Genomic DNA, 17572 nt, shown 5'->3' on the forward strand with positions numbered 1-17572 from the left:
CTGACCAATGGCGGCCCAGGTTCGCGTTCTTCGTCAACGAATCCGCTCGGCGAAGTCGATGAAGAAGATCACCAAGGCGATGGAGCTCGTGGCGACGAGCCGGATCGCCAAGGCCCAGGCCCGGGTCGCGGCGTCCCTGCCGTACGCCCAGGCCATCACCGGTGTGCTCACCGCGCTGGCGTCCAACGCGGCGATCGACCACCCGCTGCTCACCGCCCGTCCGCGGGTACGGCGAGCCGGGGTCGTGGTGGTCACCAGTGACCGCGGCCTGGCCGGCGGTTACAGCTCCAACGCGATCAAGATGGCCGAGTCCCTGCTGGCTCGGCTGCGGGACGAGGGCAAGGAGCCGGTGCTCTACGTCATCGGCCGTAAGGGCGTCACCTTCTACCGGTTCCGCAACCGGCCGATCGAGGCGAGCTGGACCGGGTTCTCGGAGCAGCCGTCGTTCGCGAACGCCCGCGAGGTGGGTGAGACGCTGATCAAGGCGTTCGGCCACGGCGCGGACGACGAGAGCGGCAGCGGCGGCATCGACGGCGTGCTGGGCGTGGACGAGTTGCACATCGTCTACACCGAGTTCAAGTCGCTGATGACGCAGAACCCGGTTACCAAGATCATCGGCCCGATGGAGGTCGAGGACCGTCCGCGGTCCGAGGGCCTGCTGCCGGCGTACGAGTTCGAGCCGGAAGCCGAGGCGCTGCTCGACGCACTGCTGCCGAAGTACATCAACACCCGGATCTACGCGGCGTTGATCGAATCGGCGGCGAGTGAGTCGGCGGCACGCCGGCGCGCGATGAAGAGCGCGACCGACAACGCCGAGGACATGATCGACAGATACACGCGTGAGATGAACTCGGCCCGCCAGGCCGGGATCACCCAGGAGATCAGTGAGATCGTCGGCGGCGCCAACGCGCTGGCCGCGTCGGGAAGTGAAGTGTGATGACTGCACCAGTAGAGACGAAGACCGCCACCGGTCGGGTGGTACGGGTCATCGGCCCGGTCGTCGACGCCGAGTTCCCGCGCGACGCCATGCCGGAGATCTTCAACGCCCTCAACGTCACCGTCTCGCTCTCCGGTGGAGAGAAGACGCTGACCCTCGAGGTCGCCCAGCACCTGGGCGACAACATGATCCGGGCCATCTCGATGCAGCCGACCGATGGCATGGTCCGCGGCGCCGAGGTCCGGGACACCGGCAACCCGATCATGGTCCCGGTGGGTGACGGCACCAAGGGTCACGTGTTCAACGCGATCGGCGAGTGCCTCAACCTCAAGGAGGGCGAGAAGCTCCAGGTCTCCGACCGGTGGGGTATCCACCGGAAGGCCCCGGCCTTCGCCGACCTCGAGCCGAAGACCGAGATGCTGGAGACCGGCATCAAGGTTCTCGACCTGCTCGCCCCGTACGTCAAGGGTGGCAAGATCGGCCTGTTCGGCGGCGCGGGTGTGGGCAAGACCGTGCTGATCCAGGAAATGATCATCCGGGTTGCGAACAACTTCGGTGGTACCTCGGTGTTCGCCGGGGTGGGGGAGCGTACCCGTGAGGGCAACGACCTCATCCACGAGATGACCGAGTCCGGCGTCATCGAGAAGACCGCGCTGGTCTACGGCCAGATGGACGAGCCGCCGGGCACGCGTCTGCGGGTCGCCCTCTCCGCGCTCACCATGGCGGAGTACTTCCGGGACGTGCAGAAGCAGGAGGTGTTGCTCTTCATCGACAACATCTTCCGGTTCACCCAGGCCGGCTCGGAGGTTTCCACCCTGCTGGGCCGGATGCCGAGTGCGGTGGGTTACCAGCCGACGCTCGCCGACGAGATGGGCGAGCTGCAGGAGCGGATCACCTCGGTCCGTGGCCAGGCGATCACCTCGATGCAGGCGATCTACGTGCCGGCGGACGACTACACCGACCCGGCACCGGCGACCACCTTCGCCCACCTGGACGCGACCACCAACCTGGAGCGGTCGATCTCCGACAAGGGCATCTACCCGGCGGTTGACCCGCTGGCGTCCTCCTCGCGGATCCTCGCCCCGGAGTACGTCGGTCTGGAGCACTACACCGTCGCCTCCGAGGTGAAGCGGATCCTGCAGCGCTACAAGGACCTGCAGGACATCATCGCCATCCTCGGTATCGAAGAGCTCTCCGAGGAAGACAAGATCACCGTTGGGCGTGCCCGGCGGATCGAGCGCTTCCTGTCGCAGAACACCTTCGCGGCCGAGGTCTTCACCGGCATCAAGGGTTCGTACGTGCCGGTCAAGGACACCGTCGAGGCGTTCAAGAAGATCAGCGAGGGTGAGTTCGATCACTTCCCCGAGCAGGCGTTCTTCATGTGCGGTGGCCTGGACGACCTGGAGCGCAACGCACGCGAGCTGATGAAGGACTAGTTTTTCCGTACTGCGACTGGGGACCGTGCCGGCTGACCGCCGACACGGTCCCTTTTCGCGTACGCGGGGTGCAGCGGCGGCCCAGTTGATCTTCCAGGCGTTTACCCAGAAACCAGCGCTACGCTCTGCAACGTTCGTGCCCTCGTAGGGCCGTCCGTTTCCGTCGGGGCGCGATGATGGGAGATGCCTGGTGACCGACCTCGGTACGCCGACCACACACGGCAAGCGCAGGAAGAAGTCGGCGGTGCCGCGCTGGGCGCGACTCTGCACGATCTTCGGTACCGTGCTGATGCTGCTCAGTGGGGTCGTACTGGTCGGGTTCGAGGCACTGCTCTCCCGCTACCAGGGTGCGGTGGCCAGTGCCGACCTCTTCGGTGACGAGGGACCCGGCACCCCGCCGCCGAAGGTGTCCGACATCAAGGGGCCGGTCAACATCCTGCTGGTCGGCATCGACCCGCGGCAGCCGTCCACGCCCCCGCTCGCCGACTCGATCATGATCCTGCACGTGCCGGCCGGGATGGACCGGGCGTACCTCTTCTCGCTGCCGCGTGACCTGCGGGTGGACATCCCCGCCTTCCCGAAGGCGAACTACGCCGGGGGCAACGACCGGCTCAACGCCGCCATGTCCCACGGCAGCCTGGTGCCCGGGAAGAACCCGGACGCGGCCAAGGGCTTCGAGTTGTTGCAGACCACGATCAGCAACTACACCGGCATCAAGCGGTTCGACGCGGGCGCGATCCTCAACTTCGGCGGTTTCAAGAAGATCGTCGACGCGATGGGCGGCGTCGACATGTACATCGACGCCGACACCAAGTCCGAGCACCTCCAGCCGGACGGCACCCCGCGCCCGGGCAACCCGAACGGGGAGGGTTACATCGGGCCGCAGCGCGAGTACAAGAAGGGCCAGGCCCACCTGAACGGCTGGCAGGCCCTGGACTACGTACGGCAGCGCAAGACGCTGGTCGACGGCGACTACGGGCGGCAGCGGCACCAGCAGCAGTTCATCCGGGCGATGGCGAGCCAGGCGCTCAGCCGGGACGTGGTGACCAACCCGCTCAAGCTGGACGCGGTGCTGCGCGCCGCCGGCCAGTCCCTGATCTTCAGCGGCCGTGGGCACAGCGTCGCCGACTGGGCCTTCGCCCTGCGTGACCTGCGGTCCGACTCGATGACGCTGATCAAACTGCCGCACGCCGCGCTCGGCTCCTCCAGCAACTACCAGGGCGAGCAACTGAAGGACCCGGCCCCGGACTTCTTCGCCTCCGTACAGGCCGACACGCTGGACACCTTCGTGGCCGCGCACCCCGAGCTGATCAACACGGACAAGTAGCCGGGGGTGCTTCTCGCCACCCGCCGTGGGAACGGGACGGATGCGCGACTAGACTCGGTGGAATCCCGTAGCTATACAAGGAGTCAGCGTGGCAAATCAGCTACACGTCGAGCTCGTAGCCGTCGAGGAGAAGGTCTGGTCCGGCGACGCCGAAATGGTCGTTGCGCGGACGACCGAGGGCGAGCTCGGAGTGCTGCCGGGCCACGCTCCGCTGCTGGGGCAGCTCGCCGAGCCCGGACAGGTCCGGATCAAGCTCGCCGGTGGTGAGCAGATCACGTTCGAGGTGGCCGGTGGCTTCCTCTCGGTGACCGGCTCGGGCGTCACCGTCCTCGCCGAGAGCGCCACCCCGGTTACCGCCGCTTCGACCCGCTGACCCGGCACGTCGGTGCTGGTTCTGGAGTGGATCGGGGTCGGCGCGCTGGTCGTGCTCGCCGGCCTGCTCGTGCTCTTCGTCCGGCGTGCCCTGGTGACCCGCTCGGGCGGGATCATCCGGCTCAGCGTACGGGTGTCGACGATGCTCGACGGCCGGGGCTGGTCGCCAGGATTCGGGCGCTTCACCGACGACGAACTGCGCTGGTACCGGATGTTCAGTTTTGCCATCCGGCCCAAGCGGGTGCTCGCCCGTCGGGGGCTCGCCGTCGAACGTCGCCGGTTGCCCGAGGGCCAGGAACAGTTCTCCATGCCGGCCGACTGGGTGATCCTGCGCTGTACCAGTCACCAGGCGCCGGTGGAGATCGCGATGGCGCAATCCACGGTGACCGGGTTTCTTTCGTGGCTCGAGGCCGCTCCTCCGGGGGCGGTCTCGCCGCGTCTGGGGGCTCATGATTGGCCTGCTGCTTGAGGGTGTTCGTTGGGGGGTTGGGCCTGCCGTGCCCGGCTCCGAGCGGTCAGGCTTGATCTCTCCGCCGGGCACGGCAGGCCCAACCCGAAACCTTTGTTCGTCAGCGCCCGGTCCCGATGGGGACCGGGCGTTTGTGGTCTGGGGGCAGGGGTGATCGGCGGACGGGTCAGGTGGTGGTGTTGCCGGTGTTGGTAGCGGCGAGGCCGGAGTGGGGGCGGGTGGTTCGGATGGGGCGGCGGCAGTGGTAGACGAGGGCGGGGGGCAGGTTCGCCCAGACCGTACGGCCCATGGTGACCTCTTCGAACCGGGACCGGAGGGCGGTGCGGAGTCGCTGTGCCGGCGGGGTCCAGATCGCGAACAGGTAGGCGAACGTGGTGAACGCGCCGTCGTCGGCGAGCCCGTCGGCGACCGCGTCGAGCAGGTTCTGCTGCAGGTCGTTGTTGAAGGCGGCCCAGGGCAGGCCGCTCACGATCACGTCCGCCTGCCGGTGGCCCCGTGCGGCCAGCAGGTCACGGAGTTTGCGGGCGTCGTCCGAGATGACGTCCACCGCCGGGTAGCGCCGACTCAGGGCACCGGCGAAGTCGGGGTTGATCTCGATGGCGAGCTGGTGGCCGCGCCCGCCGAGCCGGCGCTGGATCTCGCCGGTGAAGGAGCCGGTACCCGGTCCGAGTTCGACCACCACCGGATCGCCCGTACGCGGAACCGGTGCGGTGATCTTGTCTGCCAGTGCCCGTGAGCTGGGCGCGATCGCACCGACCGCCATCGGCTGGCGGACAAACTGGGTCAGGAACGTTAATTTCTCATTGGCCACGGCCACCAAAATAGGCGATGACCGTCCGTACCCGGTCGTCCGGATGGTCGGAACTTCGGCCACCCGGAGGAGGCGGACCGGCCGGTGGCCGGACCGGCTGCCCACACCCGCTACGTATCGTTGGCGGGTGCGAACGGGGCGGTGGCGGTGGGGTCCGGATCTGTTGCTCGGGCTGGTCGGGCTCGCGCTGGTCGCGGCCAACGGCCTGCTCGGCTGGGCGGAGATCCAGGACAACCCGGTCGTCGCCGGCCTGGCCACCGCGACCGGGCTCGCCCTGTTCGGGGCGCGACGGTGGCCGTGGCCGACGATGGCGGTCGAGGCGACCCTGCTGGTGGTCGCCGACGCCGTCGCCCCGCCGAACAGCGTCATCACCCAACTGGGGCTGGCGGTCGCGTTGGCCGTGGTCGGCTACCGCTCGCGCTGGTTGGGCACCACCGCGGCGTTCCTGCTGGCCCTCGTCGCGACCCTGATCGACGTGGTCGACCCGGGCGGGGAGCCGCTGGGGCTCACCGACAAGGAGGCGACGGTACGGGTGCTCGCCATCGCGGCACTGGTCGGCGCGCCGATCGTGTTCGGCCGGTACCTGCGCCGGCAGCGGGATGCCACCCTGGTCGCCGAGGAACGTGTCTGGGAGGCGGAGACCCGGCAGGCGGCGGAGAACCGGGCGGCCCGGCTGGCGGAGCGCACCAGTATTGCCCGGGACCTGCACGACATCGTCGCCCACCATGTCAGCGCCATCGCGTTGCAGGCCGGTGCCGCCCAGTTCGCCGCCCGGCACACCGGCCGGGTGGACGACGCCGTGGTGGCCCTCGGCGAGGTGCGCGGTACGGCCGGTCGGGTGCTCGACGAGCTGCGCGAGCTGCTGGAGGTCTTGCGCGACCCGGAGGCGGTCGAGGCGACCACGGTGCTGGTCGAGCCGGAGCAGATCTTCCGGGACGCGGTCCGCCAGGTCGAGGCCGGTGGGTTGGAGGTTCGGCTGGCGGGTGCCGAACTGGTGGCCGGGGCGCCGCTGGTGGTGCGTACGACCGCTGCCCGGGTGATCCAGGAGGGGCTGACCAACGCGCTCAAACACGCCGGACCCGGCAGCTCGGTGTCCGTACGGCTGTGTCGGGAGGACCGTGGCCTGCTGGTCGAGGTGCTCGACAGCGGGTCGGTACGGGCCGACCCGGTCCGTACGGCGCTGCCGCCGTCGGGGCACGGCCTGGCCGGCATGCGGGAGCGGGTCGGGCTGCTCGGGGGTAGGTTGGCCGCCGGTCCCGCCGCCGACGGCGGTTGGCGGTTGACGGCCCACCTACCGGTGAAGGAGACCCCATGATCCGCCCGGTCGAGGAGACCCGATGATCCGCGTACTCGTCGTGGACGACCAGGCGCTGGTCCGCGCCGGCGTCGCCCTGCTGCTGCGTACGGCCGGGGGTTTCGACATCGTCGGGGAGGCGGCCGACGGATCGGAGGCGGTACGCCTGGCCCAACGGCTGCACCCGGACGTGGTGCTGATGGATCTGCGGATGCCGAGGATGGACGGGATCGAGGCGACCCGGCGGATCCTCGACCATCACCCGGCCGCCAGGGTGCTGGTGCTGACCACGTTCGCCGACGACGCCAACATCTACGGCGCCCTGGGTGCCGGTGCGATCGGTTACCTGGTCAAGGACGGCGAGCCGGAGGCGCTGATCGAAGCGGTCCGGCGGGCGGCCAACGGGGAGTCGCTGCTGGCCCCGCCGGTGCTGGCCCGCATCGTCGGCCGGGCGCTGTCCGCGCACCGCGAGGACGCCCAGCGGGACGCCGAGCAGGTCTCCGTCGGGCAGCGGCGCCTGCTCACCGACCGGGAGCGGCAGGTGCTGGCCCTGGTCGGGGTCGGGCTGTCGAACGCGGAGATCGCCGGCCGGTTGCACCTGGGCGTCACCACGGTCAAGACCCACGTCTCGGCCGCGATGGAGAAGCTGCGGCTGCGCAACCGGGTGCAGGCCGCCGTGGTGGCCCACCGGCTCGGGCTGGTGGACGACGGGTTCAACCTGGTCGAGGCGGCCGACCCCGACCCGGTGGTCGGCGCCCCCTAGGGCTGCCTCCGGCCACCCGGAGGAGGCCCGGCGGCCGGCTGGACGACGTGGCGGCGTACCGGTGGGCGTCAGGGTAGCCGGGTGGAGATCATCAGCACCTTTGTCGACTGGCTCGCCGGGTTGTCGACCGGCTGGTTGTACCTGACCGCGGCGGTCGTACTGGCCGCGGAGGTGGCGGTGCTGCCGGGGATGGTCCTGCCGGCGGCCACCACGATGCTCACCGTCGGTTTCCTGGCCCGGGCCGGTGACCTGGACCCGGCCACCGCCCTCGTGGTGACCAGCCTGGCGGCGATGCTCGGCGACCACCTCGGCTTCCTGGAGGGGCGGCTGGTGGGGCCCCGGCTGCGGCGGGGTCGGTTCGGCCGCCGGATCGACGCCGGGCGGTGGGAGCGGGCGGAGCGCCTGCTGACCGCCGGGGGCGGCCCCGCGATCGTGCTCGGCCGGTGGACGCCGTACGTCCGGACCCTGGTGCCCCGGATGGCGGCGGTGGCCGGGCTGCCGTACCGGCGGTTCGCGGTGTACGACGCCGCCGCGGTGCTGGTCTGGGTGCCCGGCATCTTCCTGATCGGCTACCTCGCCGGGGCCTCGTACCTGCGGATGGGCGGACTGATCGGCACGGTCGTGGTGATCGTGGCGGCCGTGGCCGGGCTGGTCACCGCCGGCGTGTGGGCCCACCGCCGTCGGGGTCGGGGCCCCGCCGGCCGTGACCGGGAGTCCGCCACAGGATGCCGGGGACGGGTACGGCGTGCCCGGTCGCCACTGCGGCGGTCCGGCCCGGACCAGGGGCGGCGTACCCGCCCGGACACCCGTACGGCTCGGCCGGAGCGGGACCCGTCCCGGTGGTGATCAGCGTTCGCCCGGCGTCACTTCCGGCCGCCGGGGACCCATAGCACATCCCCGTCGGGATTGGCCGTTCTTGCCAGGATGAAGAGCAGATCGGATAGCCGGTTGAGATACTTTGCCGGAAGGATGCTGGTTCGTTCCTGATCGTGGTTCACCAGTGCCCAGGCCGCTCGTTCGGCGCGCCGGGCCACCGTGCGTGCGACGTGCAACAGAGCCGCTCCCGCGGTGCCGCCGGGCAGGATGAAGGAGTCGAGCTTGCCCAGTTCCGCGTTGTACTCGTCGCACCAGGTCTCGAGCCTGGTCACGTACTCCTCGGTCACCCGCAGCGGCGGATACGCCGGATCCGGCTCGACCGGGGTGGCCAGGTCGGCGCCGACGTCGAAGAGGTCGTTCTGGATCGCGGCCAGCACCGTACGCAGACCGTCGTCGAGTTGGCCGAGCGCGAGGGCCACCCCGATCGCCGCGTTGCACTCGTCCACGTCCGCGTACGCGGCGATCCGCGGATCGGTCTTCTCGACCAGTTCGTTGTTGCTCAGCCTGGTCTGGCCGGCGTCGCCGGTCCTGGTGTAGATGCGGGTGAGGTGAACGGCCATGACGGACAGCGTACGGAGGTCCGACGGCGAGCCGCCCACCCAGACGGTGACCGGTGACGGAACCGACCCGACCGGCGGGCTGCCGGGTGACTGGCCGGCGTCCGGGGTGACCGCGGAGGTGGCTGCCGACCCTACGATTGCCGACGTGGACGTGATCAGGGTCAGCGGTGGCGCCCGGCTCGCCGGTGAGGTGCACGTCGTGGGCGCGAAGAACTCCGCGCTGAAGCTGATGGCGGTGGCCCTGCTGGCGCCCGGCCGCAGTGTGATCACCAACGTCCCCCGGATCACCGACATCGCGATCATGGGCGAGGTGCTGCGCCGGCTCGGTTGCGAGGTCTCGTTTGGCGAGGACAACGGCACCTCGACCGGGACCATCGAGGGCATCCCGGTGGTCGGGGTGGCCGACGGCGTATCGGTGGAGGTGCCGCCGGTCGACGGCGCCGGACCGGTCCGCGACGTCGCCTCGACGGCCAGCGGCGAGGCCCAGGCGGCGGTCGACCTCGGTGCGCTGCCCGGCCGGGCCCGGACGGTGACCATCGACGTGCCCGCCGAACCGGGCACCGACGCCGACTACGACCTGGTACGCCGGCTGCGTGCGTCGATCTGCGTCCTCGGCCCGTTGCTGGCCCGGCGCGGTTACGTCCGGGTGGCCCATCCCGGTGGTGACGCGATCGGCTCCCGGGGCCTGGACATGCACGTGTCGGGCCTGGCCCGGATGGGTGCGGAGATCTCCGGCTCGCACGGCTTCGTGATCGCCTCGGCCCCGAACGGGCTGCGCGGCGCGACAATCTGGCTGGACTTCCCCAGCGTCGGCGCGACCGAGAACCTGGTCATGGCGGCGGTGCTGGCCAAGGGGATCACGGAGATCGACAACGCGGCCCGCGAACCGGAGATCGTCGACATCTGCACCATGCTCTCGGCGATGGGAGCCAAGATCGAGGGAGCCGGCACCTCGACCATCCGGATCGAGGGCGTCAGCGAGTTACGCCCGGTGCAACACCGTACGGTCGGCGACCGGATCGTCGCCGGCACCTGGGCCTTCGCGGCGGCCATGACCCAGGGGGACGTGACCGTGACGGGTGCGAGCCCGAGCTTCCTGGAGATCGCCTTGGACAAGGTGATCTCCGCCGGCGGCCTGGTCGAGACCCGGACCGACGCCTTCCGGGTACGGATGGACCGACGCCCGACCGCCGTCGACGTGGTCACCCTGCCGTTCCCAGGCTTCGCCACCGACCTGCTGCCGATGGCGATCGGGATGGCCTCGGTCAGCGAGGGCGCCTCGCTGATCACGGAGAACATCTTCGACGGCCGGTTCATGTTCGTGAACGAGATGGCCCGGCTCGGCGCCGACATCAAGACCGACGGGCACCACGCCGTGGTCAGGGGCCGGGAGCGCCTCTCCAGCGCCCCGGTCCGGGCCACCGACATCCGGGCCGGCGCCGGCCTGGTGATCGCCGGCCTCTGCGCGGACGGGGTGACCGAGATATCGCACGTGCACCACGTCGACCGGGGGTACCCGGACTTCGTCGCGGACCTGCGTGCCCTCGGCGTCGAGGTCGAACGCACCACCGCACCCGCCGAGCAGAACTTCTCCCTCTGACCCCTGCTCCACCCTCGCTGCCGTCCCCGCCTGCTGCTCGTCCGCGTCGCCTGAGGTGTCGTTCAGGTCGACGGATAGAGTGCGGTGGAGACAGGCGTACCAGGGGAGGAGCAGGCGGATGGCGGGTCGACTCGCGGTCATCGGGGCCGGACTGATGGGTTCGGGCATCGCACAGGTGGCGGCGCTGGCAGGTTGGCAGGTGACGCTCCGCGACCTGGACGACGCGGCGACCCAACGCGGCCTGGACGGCATCCGTACCTCGCTGGACAGGTTCGCCGCCAAGGGCAAGATCGAAGCCGGTGAGGTGGAGAGCACCCTGGCCCGGATCACCCCGACCACCGACCTGGAGGCGGCGGCCGACGCCGACCTGGTGGTCGAGGCGGTGTTCGAGCGGCTGGAACTCAAGCAGGAGGTGTTCCGCGAACTGGACCGGATCTGCCGGCCGGACGCGGTCCTCGCGACCAACACCTCGGCGATCCCGGTCACCCAGATCGCGGCGGTGACGAAGCGGCCGGAGTCGGTCGTCGGCACCCACTTCTTCTCGCCGGTGCCGATGATGCAGCTCTGCGAGCTGGTACGCGGCTACAAGACCAGCGACGAGACGCTCGCCACCGCCCGCGCCTTCGCCGAGGAGATCGGCAAGACCTGCGTGGTGGTGAACCGGGACATCGCCGGCTTCGTCACCACCCGACTGATCACCGCCCTGGTCATGGAGGCGGTCAAGCTCGTCGAGTCCGGCGTCGTCTCCGCCGAGGACCTCGACGTCGCCTGCAAGCTCGGCTTCGGCCACGCCATGGGCCCGCTCGCCACCACCGACCTGACGGGCGCGGACGTGCTCCTGCACGCCACCAAGAACATCTACACCGACACCGGCGACGAGAAGTTCTTCCCGCCCGAACTCCTCCAGCGCATGGTCACCGCCGGAGACCTGGGCCGCAAAACCGGCAAGGGCTTCTACTCGTACTGACGGGCTCGTCGTGGGGGCTGTGGCCCTCCGTGCCCGGCTCCGAGCGGTCAGGCTTGATCTCTCCGCCGGGCACGGAGGGCCACAGCCTTTCGCAGGTCAGGGCGCGTGCGTTGGCGCGGCGTCGTGGACTGCGTCAGCCGTCGCGTCTGGTGGTCCAGCGGAAGGTGCGTAGGCAGAGGACCAGGCCGATGACGCACCAGGCGGCCAGGACGAGGGCGACCCTGCCCAACTCGTACGAGCCGGCGGGCTCCTGGGCGCCGAACGAGTCGGGCAGGAAGACCGAGCGCAGGCCCTGGCACATCCACTTCAGCGGGAAGATCGCCGCCACCTGCTGCATCCAGGTCGGCAGGTCGGTGAAGACGAAAAAGACGCCGGAGATGAACTGGAGGATCAGGGCGACCGGGGTGACCGTACTGGGTGCGCTCCGGCCGCTGCGCGCGAGCGACGAGAAGGCGATGCCGCAGAGGGTGCAGGCGGTGATGCCGAGGGCGGAGACCCAGCCGAAGGTGAACCACTTGGTGGCGGTGTCCGGCAGTTTGAGGTCGAACAGGAGGACGGCTACGGCGAGCAGGAGGACCGTCTCGGCGATGCCGATGACGGCGACCATGATGGTCTTGCCGGCGAAGTAGACCCATTTCGGCATCGGGGTGCCGCGCAGGCGCTTGAGTACGCCCCGGTCGCGTTCGATCGGGATCTGGATGGCCAGGCTCTGGAAGCCGACGGTGAGCAGGCCGGTGGCGATCATGCCGGTGACGAAGTACTGGGTGAACTTGACCCCGCCGCCGATCTCGCCCGAGAAGATCGACGCGAAGATCAGGATCAGGACCACCGGGAAGAGCATGGTGAAGACCACCGACTCGCGGCTGCGCAGGAACTGGCGCAGTTCCAGCCGTCCCTGGCGCAGGCCGAGTTCGATCGGGCCGGTCCGGCGGGGCACCGCTACCGGGGCGGCTTCCGTGGTCGTACTCATCACTGTCCGATCATCCGCAGGTAGACGTCTTCCAGGGTCGGGCGGGACACGGTGAGGCCGGGCACCTCGCCGCCGTACCGCGCGGCCAACTCGGCGATCAGGGCCGTCGGCGTCGCACTCTCCGCCTGCTGCGGCGTCCCGTCCGGGGTACGCCAGGAGACGACCGGTAACGCCTGCTGCCGGTTGCCCAGCTCGGCCGGGGTGGAGACCTCGACGAGCTGGCCGGCGGTGATCACGCCCACCCGGTCGGCGAGTGACTCCGCCTCGTCCAGGTAGTGGGTGGTCAGCACGATGGTGGTGCCGGCGGCGGCGAGGTCGCGGATCAGCTCCCAGAACTCGCGCCGCGCCTCGGGGTCGAACCCGGTCGTCGGCTCGTCGAGGAAGAGGAGTTCGGGGCGGCCGATGATGCCGAGGGCCACGTCGAGCCGGCGCTTCTGGCCGCCGGAGAGGGTGTGCGTACGGGCGCGGGTCTTGTCGGTGAGCCCGACCCGGCCGATCACCTGGCGCGGATCATCCGGATTGGGATAGAACGCCGCGAAATGGTCGACCACCTCGCCCACGGTCAGGTCGTCGAACTCGCCGGTGCCCTGGAGCACGATGCCGACCCGGGAACGCCAGTCCCGCCCGGCGGTGTTCGGGTCGACGCCGAGGACGTTGACCTCGCCGCCGTCGCGGCGCCGGTAGCCCTCGAGGATCTCGACCGTCGTCGTCTTGCCGGCACCGTTCGGGCCGAGCAGGGCGAACACCTCACCGGCCCGGACCGCCAGGTCGAGACCGGCGACGGCGACGTGCTCGCCGTACGACTTGCGCAATCCCCGTACGGAGATCGCGAGCTGGTCACTCATGACGAACACTATGCGCGTCGGTGACGAACGGTGGGTAGCTGGGGTCCGGCCGGCGGCCGTCCGAGCGGGGTCCGGGGCGGCGGCGGTTCGGCGGCCACCCGGACCGGGTCAAGATCCGCTGAGGACCTCGGAGAGGGTCGCCGGGACCAGATCGCGGTCCCGCAGGCCGGCCAGGATGTGCGGAAGCGCCTCGTCGGTCATCGCGGCGTTCGCCTCGGTGACGTGCATGATCACCACCGAGCCCGGACGTACCTTGTCGAGCACCGCCCTGACGATCGGTTGCCAGGCGGTGGCGAACGGGTCCCCGCTGACCACGTCCCCGTCGACCACGGTCAGGCCGAGCGGGGCGAGCGCGGAGAGGGCCGCCGTGTCGTGGCACAGGCCGGGGAAGCGGAAGTAGCGGGTCTGCCGGCCGCCGTACGGCTCGATCACCCGGAAGGTCTTCGCCACGTCCTCGGTCATGTTGTTGGCCGGCACCCGGGGCAGGTCGTAGCAGTCCCCGGTGAACGCCAGGTGCCCGTACGTGTGGTTGGCCAGCTCGAACCGGGGATTCGCCGCCAGTCGACGGGTCAGGTCGGGGTAGCGCTCGACCCACTTACCGGTCAGGAAGAAGGTGGCCGGCAGTTCTTCCCGTTCCAGCAGGTCGATGATCTTCAGGTTGGCGTACGACTTCACCTTGCCCGTACGCAGGCTGTAGAGCATCGAGTCGGTCATGTCGGCGTCGAAGGTGAGCGCGACCCGGTTGCCCGTACGCGGTCCGTTGTTGACCACCGGTGGCCTGGTCCCCGCCCGCGTCGCGCCGGGGACGGTGCCACCCGGCGCGGCGCTGCTGGGCCTGGTCTTGCCCGGCTTGGTGGCGGCTCCGGTCGGGGTGCCGGCCGGACCGATCGCGTGGGTGTCGGGGCCCGGTGCGCCGCCGGTGGACGGCGCGCGGTCCGGGGGCGACAGCGTTCCGGTCAGTCCGACAGCGGCGGTGGCGGTGCCGAGTACGGCCACCGCCACCAGTACGCCCAGCAGTAGCCGGGACCGGGGTCGACTCACCGGGCAGATCATTCCAGAAGTGAGGAATGTTCATGGCCCTATCCGGAGCCCTTCACCCGTTGGTGCTGCTCAGACGCGGAAACCGGCCGCTCGGGCGGCGTCCCGTTCCCGTTTGCGCTCCCGTCGGCGGCGCAGCAACCAGGGCACCAGGATCGCGAAGCCGACCAGGAAGACCAGTACCAGCACCGGCAGGACGATCGCCACGAGCGACACGACCACGCTGGTCGCGTCCTCGGCGGTGCTGGCGACCGGGGCGCCGAAACCGGCGGTGCCGGCGTTGATCAGCGGCCGGGCCGCCGACTTCACCGCGTGTACGCCGAACGCGATCAGCATGCCGGTCACGATCGGCACCCACTGGTTGGAGGAGAAGAAGCTCCCCGGGTCGGTGACCGTCACCGTCTCCGAACTGGAGCCGGCGCTGAACGCCAACCCGCCGGCGGTCGGCCGGACCACCGTCTGCACGAGATCGTTGACGTGGTCGACCACCGGCACCTTGTCGGCGACGAACTCGACCGCGAGCAGCACCGCCAGGATCGCCAGCACCCAGCCGTTGGACAGCCACTGCCAACCGCTGGGCAGGTCGATCAGACCGGTGAACCGGGACAGCAGTCCCATGATCATCAGGGGGATGTACGCGTTCAGGCCGGACGATGCGGCCAGGCCCGTACCGGTGAGGGCTTCCAGCACGTCGTCAGCATCTCATCGACGCGCCACTTCCGCTCAACGGGCGGCGCGCGGCGTGCGCGGCGGGCGGCGGCAGGGCTCTCCGCTACCCTCGTCGGGTGCGGTTGGTGATAGCGCGATGCGCGGTGGACTATGTGGGACGACTCTCGGCGCATCTGCCGCTGGCCACCCGCCTGCTGATGGTCAAGGCGGACGGGTCGGTGTCGATCCACGCCGACGACCGGGCGTACAAGCCGCTCAACTGGATGAGCCCGCCCTGCAAGCTGGAAGAGGCACCCGGTGTGTGGCGGGTGGTGAACAAGGCCGGCGAGGAACTGCGAATCACCCTGGAGGAGGTCTTCCAGGACACCTCGTACGAGCTCGGGGTGGACCCCGGCCTGCGCAAGGACGGGGTGGAGGCGCACCTCCAGGAGTTGCTGGCGGCGAACCCGACCACCCTCGGCGACGGGTTCACGCTGATCCGCCGGGAGTACCCGACCGCGATCGGCCCGGTCGACCTGCTCTGCCGCGACGGGGCATCGGCCACCGTGGCGGTCGAGGTGAAGCGGCGCGGCGACATCGACGGCGTGGAGCAACTTACCCGCTACCTCGAGCTGCTCAACCGCGACCCGCTGCTCGCCCCGGTGCACGGCGTCTTCGCCGCCCAGGAGATCAAGCCGCAGGCCCGGGTGCTCGCCACCGACCGTGGCATCCGCTGTGTCGCCGTCAACTACGACCGCCTGCGCGGCATCGAACGCGACGAGCTGACCCTGTTCTAGCCCTTGCTGGTCTAGCCCTTGCTGGTCCGGGCGGCCGGTTCCGCGCGTAGACGAAGTAACGCGGTTGGGACGTACATCAAAGATGATGTGAAAACATCAAATTCGATGTACGAGTTTCGGCGAATGTTTCGATTCGCCCGACACCGCCGTCGGCAGATGTCACCCGCCAGCGGTGGATGTTGGCGGCTGAAGCTACCCCTGGAAGGCGGTGCGGCGTACCGCGCCGACGAAGGTTGTCCAGCAGTCGGGGGTGAACACCAGCACCGGGCCGGCGGGATCCTTGGAGTCCCGCAGGCCGACGGCGCCGGACCGGACCGCCACCTCCACGCACTGACCGCCGTTCGAGTCGCTGCGGCGGCTCTTGCGCCAGGTCGCGCCGGAGAAGTCCGGGGTGTTCATGACTCTGCTCTCCCTCTAGCCCTGCCGACCCGGATCCTCGCTGTCCTGTTGGTCGGCCAGGCGCAGGATCAGTTTCCGTGACTCGACCGGTCCCAGCGCGGCGGCGGACAGCCGGTCCCACAGCGTCGAGTATGACCGCACCGCGTCGAGCCGGTCCAGGTAGCTTGCGTCGGTGTAGTCCTCCAGATAGACCACATCGGACGCGGCGTCGTGGTCGAACCGGAGGAGGGTGAACCCGAACGAGGCGATTGCGTAGGTCGGTGCGTCCAGCGGGAGCACCTGTAGCTCGATGTTGCGGCGCTCGGCCACCTCGGCGAGGTAGCGGAGCTGTGCCCGCATCACCTCGGGGCCGCCGACGTTGCGGCGCAGGGCGGACTCGCTCAGGATGACGTTGAGCTGCGGCGGATCCGGTTGGTCGAGGATGTTCGCCCGCGCCTTCCGCAGGGCGATCTGCTGGTTCAGCTCGTCCTCGTCGATCTTCGTCTGCCCGGCGGTGAGCACCGTACGGATACAGCCGCCGGTCTGGAACAGGCCCGGCATGATCTCCGCCTGGTACCAGCGGATCTGTGAGGCGCCCGGCTCTCGGCAACGAGCCCGACATCGACGACTGGAACGACGCCCCCGACTGGATCCGCATCCACCGCTAACCACCGTCCCGCCCTGCTCCCGTACCCGAAGTCCGGCGCGTCGATCATGAAGTTAGCGACAGAGAATCGACCGGGATCTGTCGCTAACTTCATGATCAACGCGTCGAGGCGGGTGGGTGGTTAGGGGGCGCCGAGGATGGCTATTAGGGATTTGGGGAGGGTGGCCAGGCGTTCGATGCGGATGCGGGAGCGGGGGAAGTAGTGGCGCATCTGTGAGCGGTCTACCAGTTCGGTCCAGAGCACCTGGCGGATCGCGGCCTCGTGGTTCTTCGCCGGGGAGTGGGCCAGCGGCCACTTGCGGGCCATCAGGGTACGGAGGCGGACCGGCAGGAACTGCATGCCCGGGGCGATCCAGTGTGGCTCGATCGGGAAGTACCGGTACGGGGTCTGCACCCAGTGTGCGTTGCTGAGCAGGTGCACCGTCTCGGCGAACCGTACCCGGCGTTCGTGGCCGCCGACGTGTTCCAGCACGGAGTTGGAGAAGACGAGGTCGTAGCGGCGGTCCAGGATGCCGGGAGGAAGCGCGCAGGCGTCGCCGTGGTCGACCTCGGCCCAGGCCGGGATCTCGGACGGCGGCTTCTCCAGGTTGACCACGTGTACGTGCTTGGGGCGGACGGCTGCGCGGGCCCAGGTCTCGACGCGGCCGCCGAGGTCGATGACGGACATCTGGGCGAGGTCGGGAAACGTCTCGACCAGCCAGTCCGCTCGTCGGCTACGGCGCCGGGCGGCGAACGAGTCTTCGCTCTCGACCAGGCGCGACCGCAATCCGTGTATGCCCACTCGACGGAATGTAGGGGTCGGTCGGCTTGGGCCGGT

Annotated in this window: 20 protein-coding genes; 11 read left to right on the top strand and 9 right to left on the bottom strand. The window is 69.8% G+C overall.

Going from position 1 to position 17572, the window contains the following annotated elements; genetic code table 11:
- Positions 1 to 7 precede the first annotated feature (7 nt).
- The 5 genes from OIE47_RS19195 (at position 8) to OIE47_RS19215 (ending at position 4541) form a co-directional block, all read left to right on the top strand.
- Entirely contained in the window at positions 8 to 937 is a 930-nt protein-coding gene (locus OIE47_RS19195) for a F0F1 ATP synthase subunit gamma (RefSeq protein ID WP_326562852.1), read from the top strand.
- Complete coding sequence (gene atpD, locus OIE47_RS19200; RefSeq protein ID WP_326562853.1) at positions 937 to 2373, top strand: F0F1 ATP synthase subunit beta; 1437 nt, start codon at positions 937 to 939, stop codon at positions 2371 to 2373. Before OIE47_RS19195 ends, atpD begins: the two co-directional genes overlap by 1 nt.
- A gap of 190 nt (positions 2374 to 2563) precedes the next feature.
- Complete coding sequence (locus tag OIE47_RS19205; RefSeq protein ID WP_326562854.1) at positions 2564 to 3700, top strand: LCP family protein; 1137 nt, start codon at positions 2564 to 2566, stop codon at positions 3698 to 3700.
- Positions 3701 to 3788: 88 nt separating this feature from the next.
- Entirely contained in the window at positions 3789 to 4073 is a 285-nt protein-coding gene (locus tag OIE47_RS19210) for a F0F1 ATP synthase subunit epsilon (RefSeq protein WP_326562855.1), read from the top strand.
- Positions 4074 to 4085: 12 nt separating this feature from the next.
- Complete coding sequence (locus OIE47_RS19215) at positions 4086 to 4541, top strand: DUF2550 domain-containing protein (protein WP_326562856.1); 456 nt, start codon at positions 4086 to 4088, stop codon at positions 4539 to 4541.
- A 166-nt stretch (positions 4542 to 4707) separates the two neighbouring features.
- Here the strand turns inward: OIE47_RS19215 and OIE47_RS19220 are convergent, their stop codons facing one another.
- Entirely contained in the window at positions 4708 to 5358 is a 651-nt protein-coding gene (locus OIE47_RS19220) for a class I SAM-dependent methyltransferase (protein ID WP_326562857.1), read from the bottom strand.
- Between the two features lie 121 nt (positions 5359 to 5479).
- Here OIE47_RS19220 and OIE47_RS19225 point away from each other — a divergent pair, with 121 nt between their 5' ends.
- From OIE47_RS19225 to OIE47_RS19235, 3 genes are all read left to right on the top strand, one after another.
- Entirely contained in the window at positions 5480 to 6667 is a 1188-nt protein-coding gene (locus OIE47_RS19225) for a sensor histidine kinase (RefSeq protein WP_326562858.1), read from the top strand.
- Positions 6668 to 6689: 22 nt separating this feature from the next.
- Positions 6690 to 7409 (top strand): response regulator transcription factor, encoded by a 720-nt coding sequence (locus tag OIE47_RS19230; RefSeq protein WP_326562859.1) that lies wholly within the window; start codon positions 6690 to 6692, stop codon positions 7407 to 7409.
- Positions 7410 to 7490: 81 nt separating this feature from the next.
- Positions 7491 to 8255 carry a DedA family protein gene (locus tag OIE47_RS19235; RefSeq protein WP_326562860.1) on the top strand — a complete coding sequence of 255 codons (765 nt, stop codon included), beginning with the start codon at positions 7491 to 7493 and terminating at the stop codon, positions 8253 to 8255.
- Between the two features lie 17 nt (positions 8256 to 8272).
- On the opposite strand, the gene OIE47_RS19240 is transcribed toward OIE47_RS19235, so the two are convergent.
- Positions 8273 to 8845 (bottom strand): cob(I)yrinic acid a,c-diamide adenosyltransferase, encoded by a 573-nt coding sequence (locus tag OIE47_RS19240; RefSeq protein ID WP_326562861.1) that lies wholly within the window; start codon positions 8843 to 8845, stop codon positions 8273 to 8275.
- Here OIE47_RS19240 and murA point away from each other — a divergent pair.
- Positions 8844 to 10445 carry a UDP-N-acetylglucosamine 1-carboxyvinyltransferase gene (gene murA, locus OIE47_RS19245; protein ID WP_326562862.1) on the top strand — a complete coding sequence of 534 codons (1602 nt, stop codon included), beginning with the start codon at positions 8844 to 8846 and terminating at the stop codon, positions 10443 to 10445. The genes OIE47_RS19240 and murA overlap by 2 nt on opposite strands.
- A gap of 118 nt (positions 10446 to 10563) precedes the next feature.
- The gene (locus OIE47_RS19250) at positions 10564 to 11412 is read left to right on the top strand and encodes a 3-hydroxyacyl-CoA dehydrogenase family protein (protein ID WP_326562863.1); all 849 of its coding nucleotides are present in this window, start codon (positions 10564 to 10566) and stop codon (positions 11410 to 11412) included.
- A 133-nt stretch (positions 11413 to 11545) separates the two neighbouring features.
- Here OIE47_RS19250 and OIE47_RS19255 read toward each other — a convergent pair whose 3' ends face one another.
- The 4 genes from OIE47_RS19255 to OIE47_RS19270 all read right to left on the bottom strand — a co-directional run bounded on the left by OIE47_RS19255 (position 11546) and on the right by OIE47_RS19270 (position 14955).
- Entirely contained in the window at positions 11546 to 12382 is an 837-nt protein-coding gene (locus OIE47_RS19255; RefSeq protein ID WP_326562864.1) for an ABC transporter permease, read from the bottom strand.
- Positions 12382 to 13227 (bottom strand): ABC transporter ATP-binding protein, encoded by an 846-nt coding sequence (locus OIE47_RS19260; RefSeq protein ID WP_326562865.1) that lies wholly within the window; start codon positions 13225 to 13227, stop codon positions 12382 to 12384. The genes OIE47_RS19255 and OIE47_RS19260 overlap by 1 nt, the downstream gene beginning before the upstream one ends.
- A gap of 108 nt (positions 13228 to 13335) precedes the next feature.
- Positions 13336 to 14268 (bottom strand): polysaccharide deacetylase family protein, encoded by a 933-nt coding sequence (locus OIE47_RS19265; protein ID WP_326562866.1) that lies wholly within the window; start codon positions 14266 to 14268, stop codon positions 13336 to 13338.
- Positions 14269 to 14337: 69 nt separating this feature from the next.
- Positions 14338 to 14955, bottom strand: a complete 618-nt coding sequence (locus tag OIE47_RS19270) for a DUF4126 domain-containing protein (protein WP_326562867.1) — start codon at positions 14953 to 14955, stop codon at positions 14338 to 14340.
- A 95-nt stretch (positions 14956 to 15050) separates the two neighbouring features.
- Between OIE47_RS19270 and nucS the strand changes: the two genes are divergently transcribed.
- Positions 15051 to 15710, top strand: coding sequence for an endonuclease NucS (gene nucS / locus OIE47_RS19275; protein WP_326562868.1), 660 nt, complete (start codon positions 15051 to 15053; stop codon positions 15708 to 15710).
- A gap of 192 nt (positions 15711 to 15902) precedes the next feature.
- Here the strand turns inward: nucS and OIE47_RS19280 are convergent, their stop codons facing one another.
- From OIE47_RS19280 to OIE47_RS19290, 3 genes are all read right to left on the bottom strand, one after another.
- Entirely contained in the window at positions 15903 to 16109 is a 207-nt protein-coding gene (locus tag OIE47_RS19280) for a DUF397 domain-containing protein (protein WP_326562869.1), read from the bottom strand.
- 15 nt (positions 16110 to 16124) lie between these two features.
- On the bottom strand, positions 16125 to 16760 hold the full coding sequence (locus OIE47_RS19285; protein WP_326562870.1) for a DUF5753 domain-containing protein: 636 nt from the start codon (positions 16758 to 16760) through the stop codon (positions 16125 to 16127).
- Between the two features lie 116 nt (positions 16761 to 16876).
- Positions 16877 to 17536 (bottom strand): class I SAM-dependent methyltransferase, encoded by a 660-nt coding sequence (locus OIE47_RS19290; protein ID WP_326562871.1) that lies wholly within the window; start codon positions 17534 to 17536, stop codon positions 16877 to 16879.
- Positions 17537 to 17572: the final 36 nt, after the last annotated feature.

The sequence above is a fragment of the Micromonospora sp. NBC_01796 genome, assembly GCF_035917455.1.
In the GTDB taxonomy this organism is placed as follows: domain Bacteria; phylum Actinomycetota; class Actinomycetes; order Mycobacteriales; family Micromonosporaceae; genus Micromonospora_G.

Excerpts from the sequence above, each read along its gene's own strand:
- OIE47_RS19195 (WP_326562852.1), top strand. The coding sequence starts at position 8 with ATGGCGGCCCAGGTTCGCGTTCTTCGTCAACGAATCCGCTCGGCGAAG.
- atpD (WP_326562853.1), top strand. The coding sequence starts at position 937 with ATGACTGCACCAGTAGAGACGAAGACCGCCACCGGTCGGGTGGTACGG.
- OIE47_RS19230 (WP_326562859.1), top strand. The coding sequence starts at position 6,690 with ATGATCCGCGTACTCGTCGTGGACGACCAGGCGCTGGTCCGCGCCGGC.
- murA (WP_326562862.1), top strand. The coding sequence starts at position 8,844 with ATGACGGACAGCGTACGGAGGTCCGACGGCGAGCCGCCCACCCAGACG.
- OIE47_RS19240 (WP_326562861.1), bottom strand. The coding sequence starts at position 8,845 with ATGGCCGTTCACCTCACCCGCATCTACACCAGGACCGGCGACGCCGGC.
- OIE47_RS19250 (WP_326562863.1), top strand. The coding sequence starts at position 10,564 with ATGGCGGGTCGACTCGCGGTCATCGGGGCCGGACTGATGGGTTCGGGC.
- OIE47_RS19255 (WP_326562864.1), bottom strand. The coding sequence starts at position 12,382 with ATGAGTACGACCACGGAAGCCGCCCCGGTAGCGGTGCCCCGCCGGACC.
- OIE47_RS19260 (WP_326562865.1), bottom strand. The coding sequence starts at position 13,227 with ATGAGTGACCAGCTCGCGATCTCCGTACGGGGATTGCGCAAGTCGTAC.
- OIE47_RS19280 (WP_326562869.1), bottom strand. The coding sequence starts at position 16,109 with ATGAACACCCCGGACTTCTCCGGCGCGACCTGGCGCAAGAGCCGCCGC.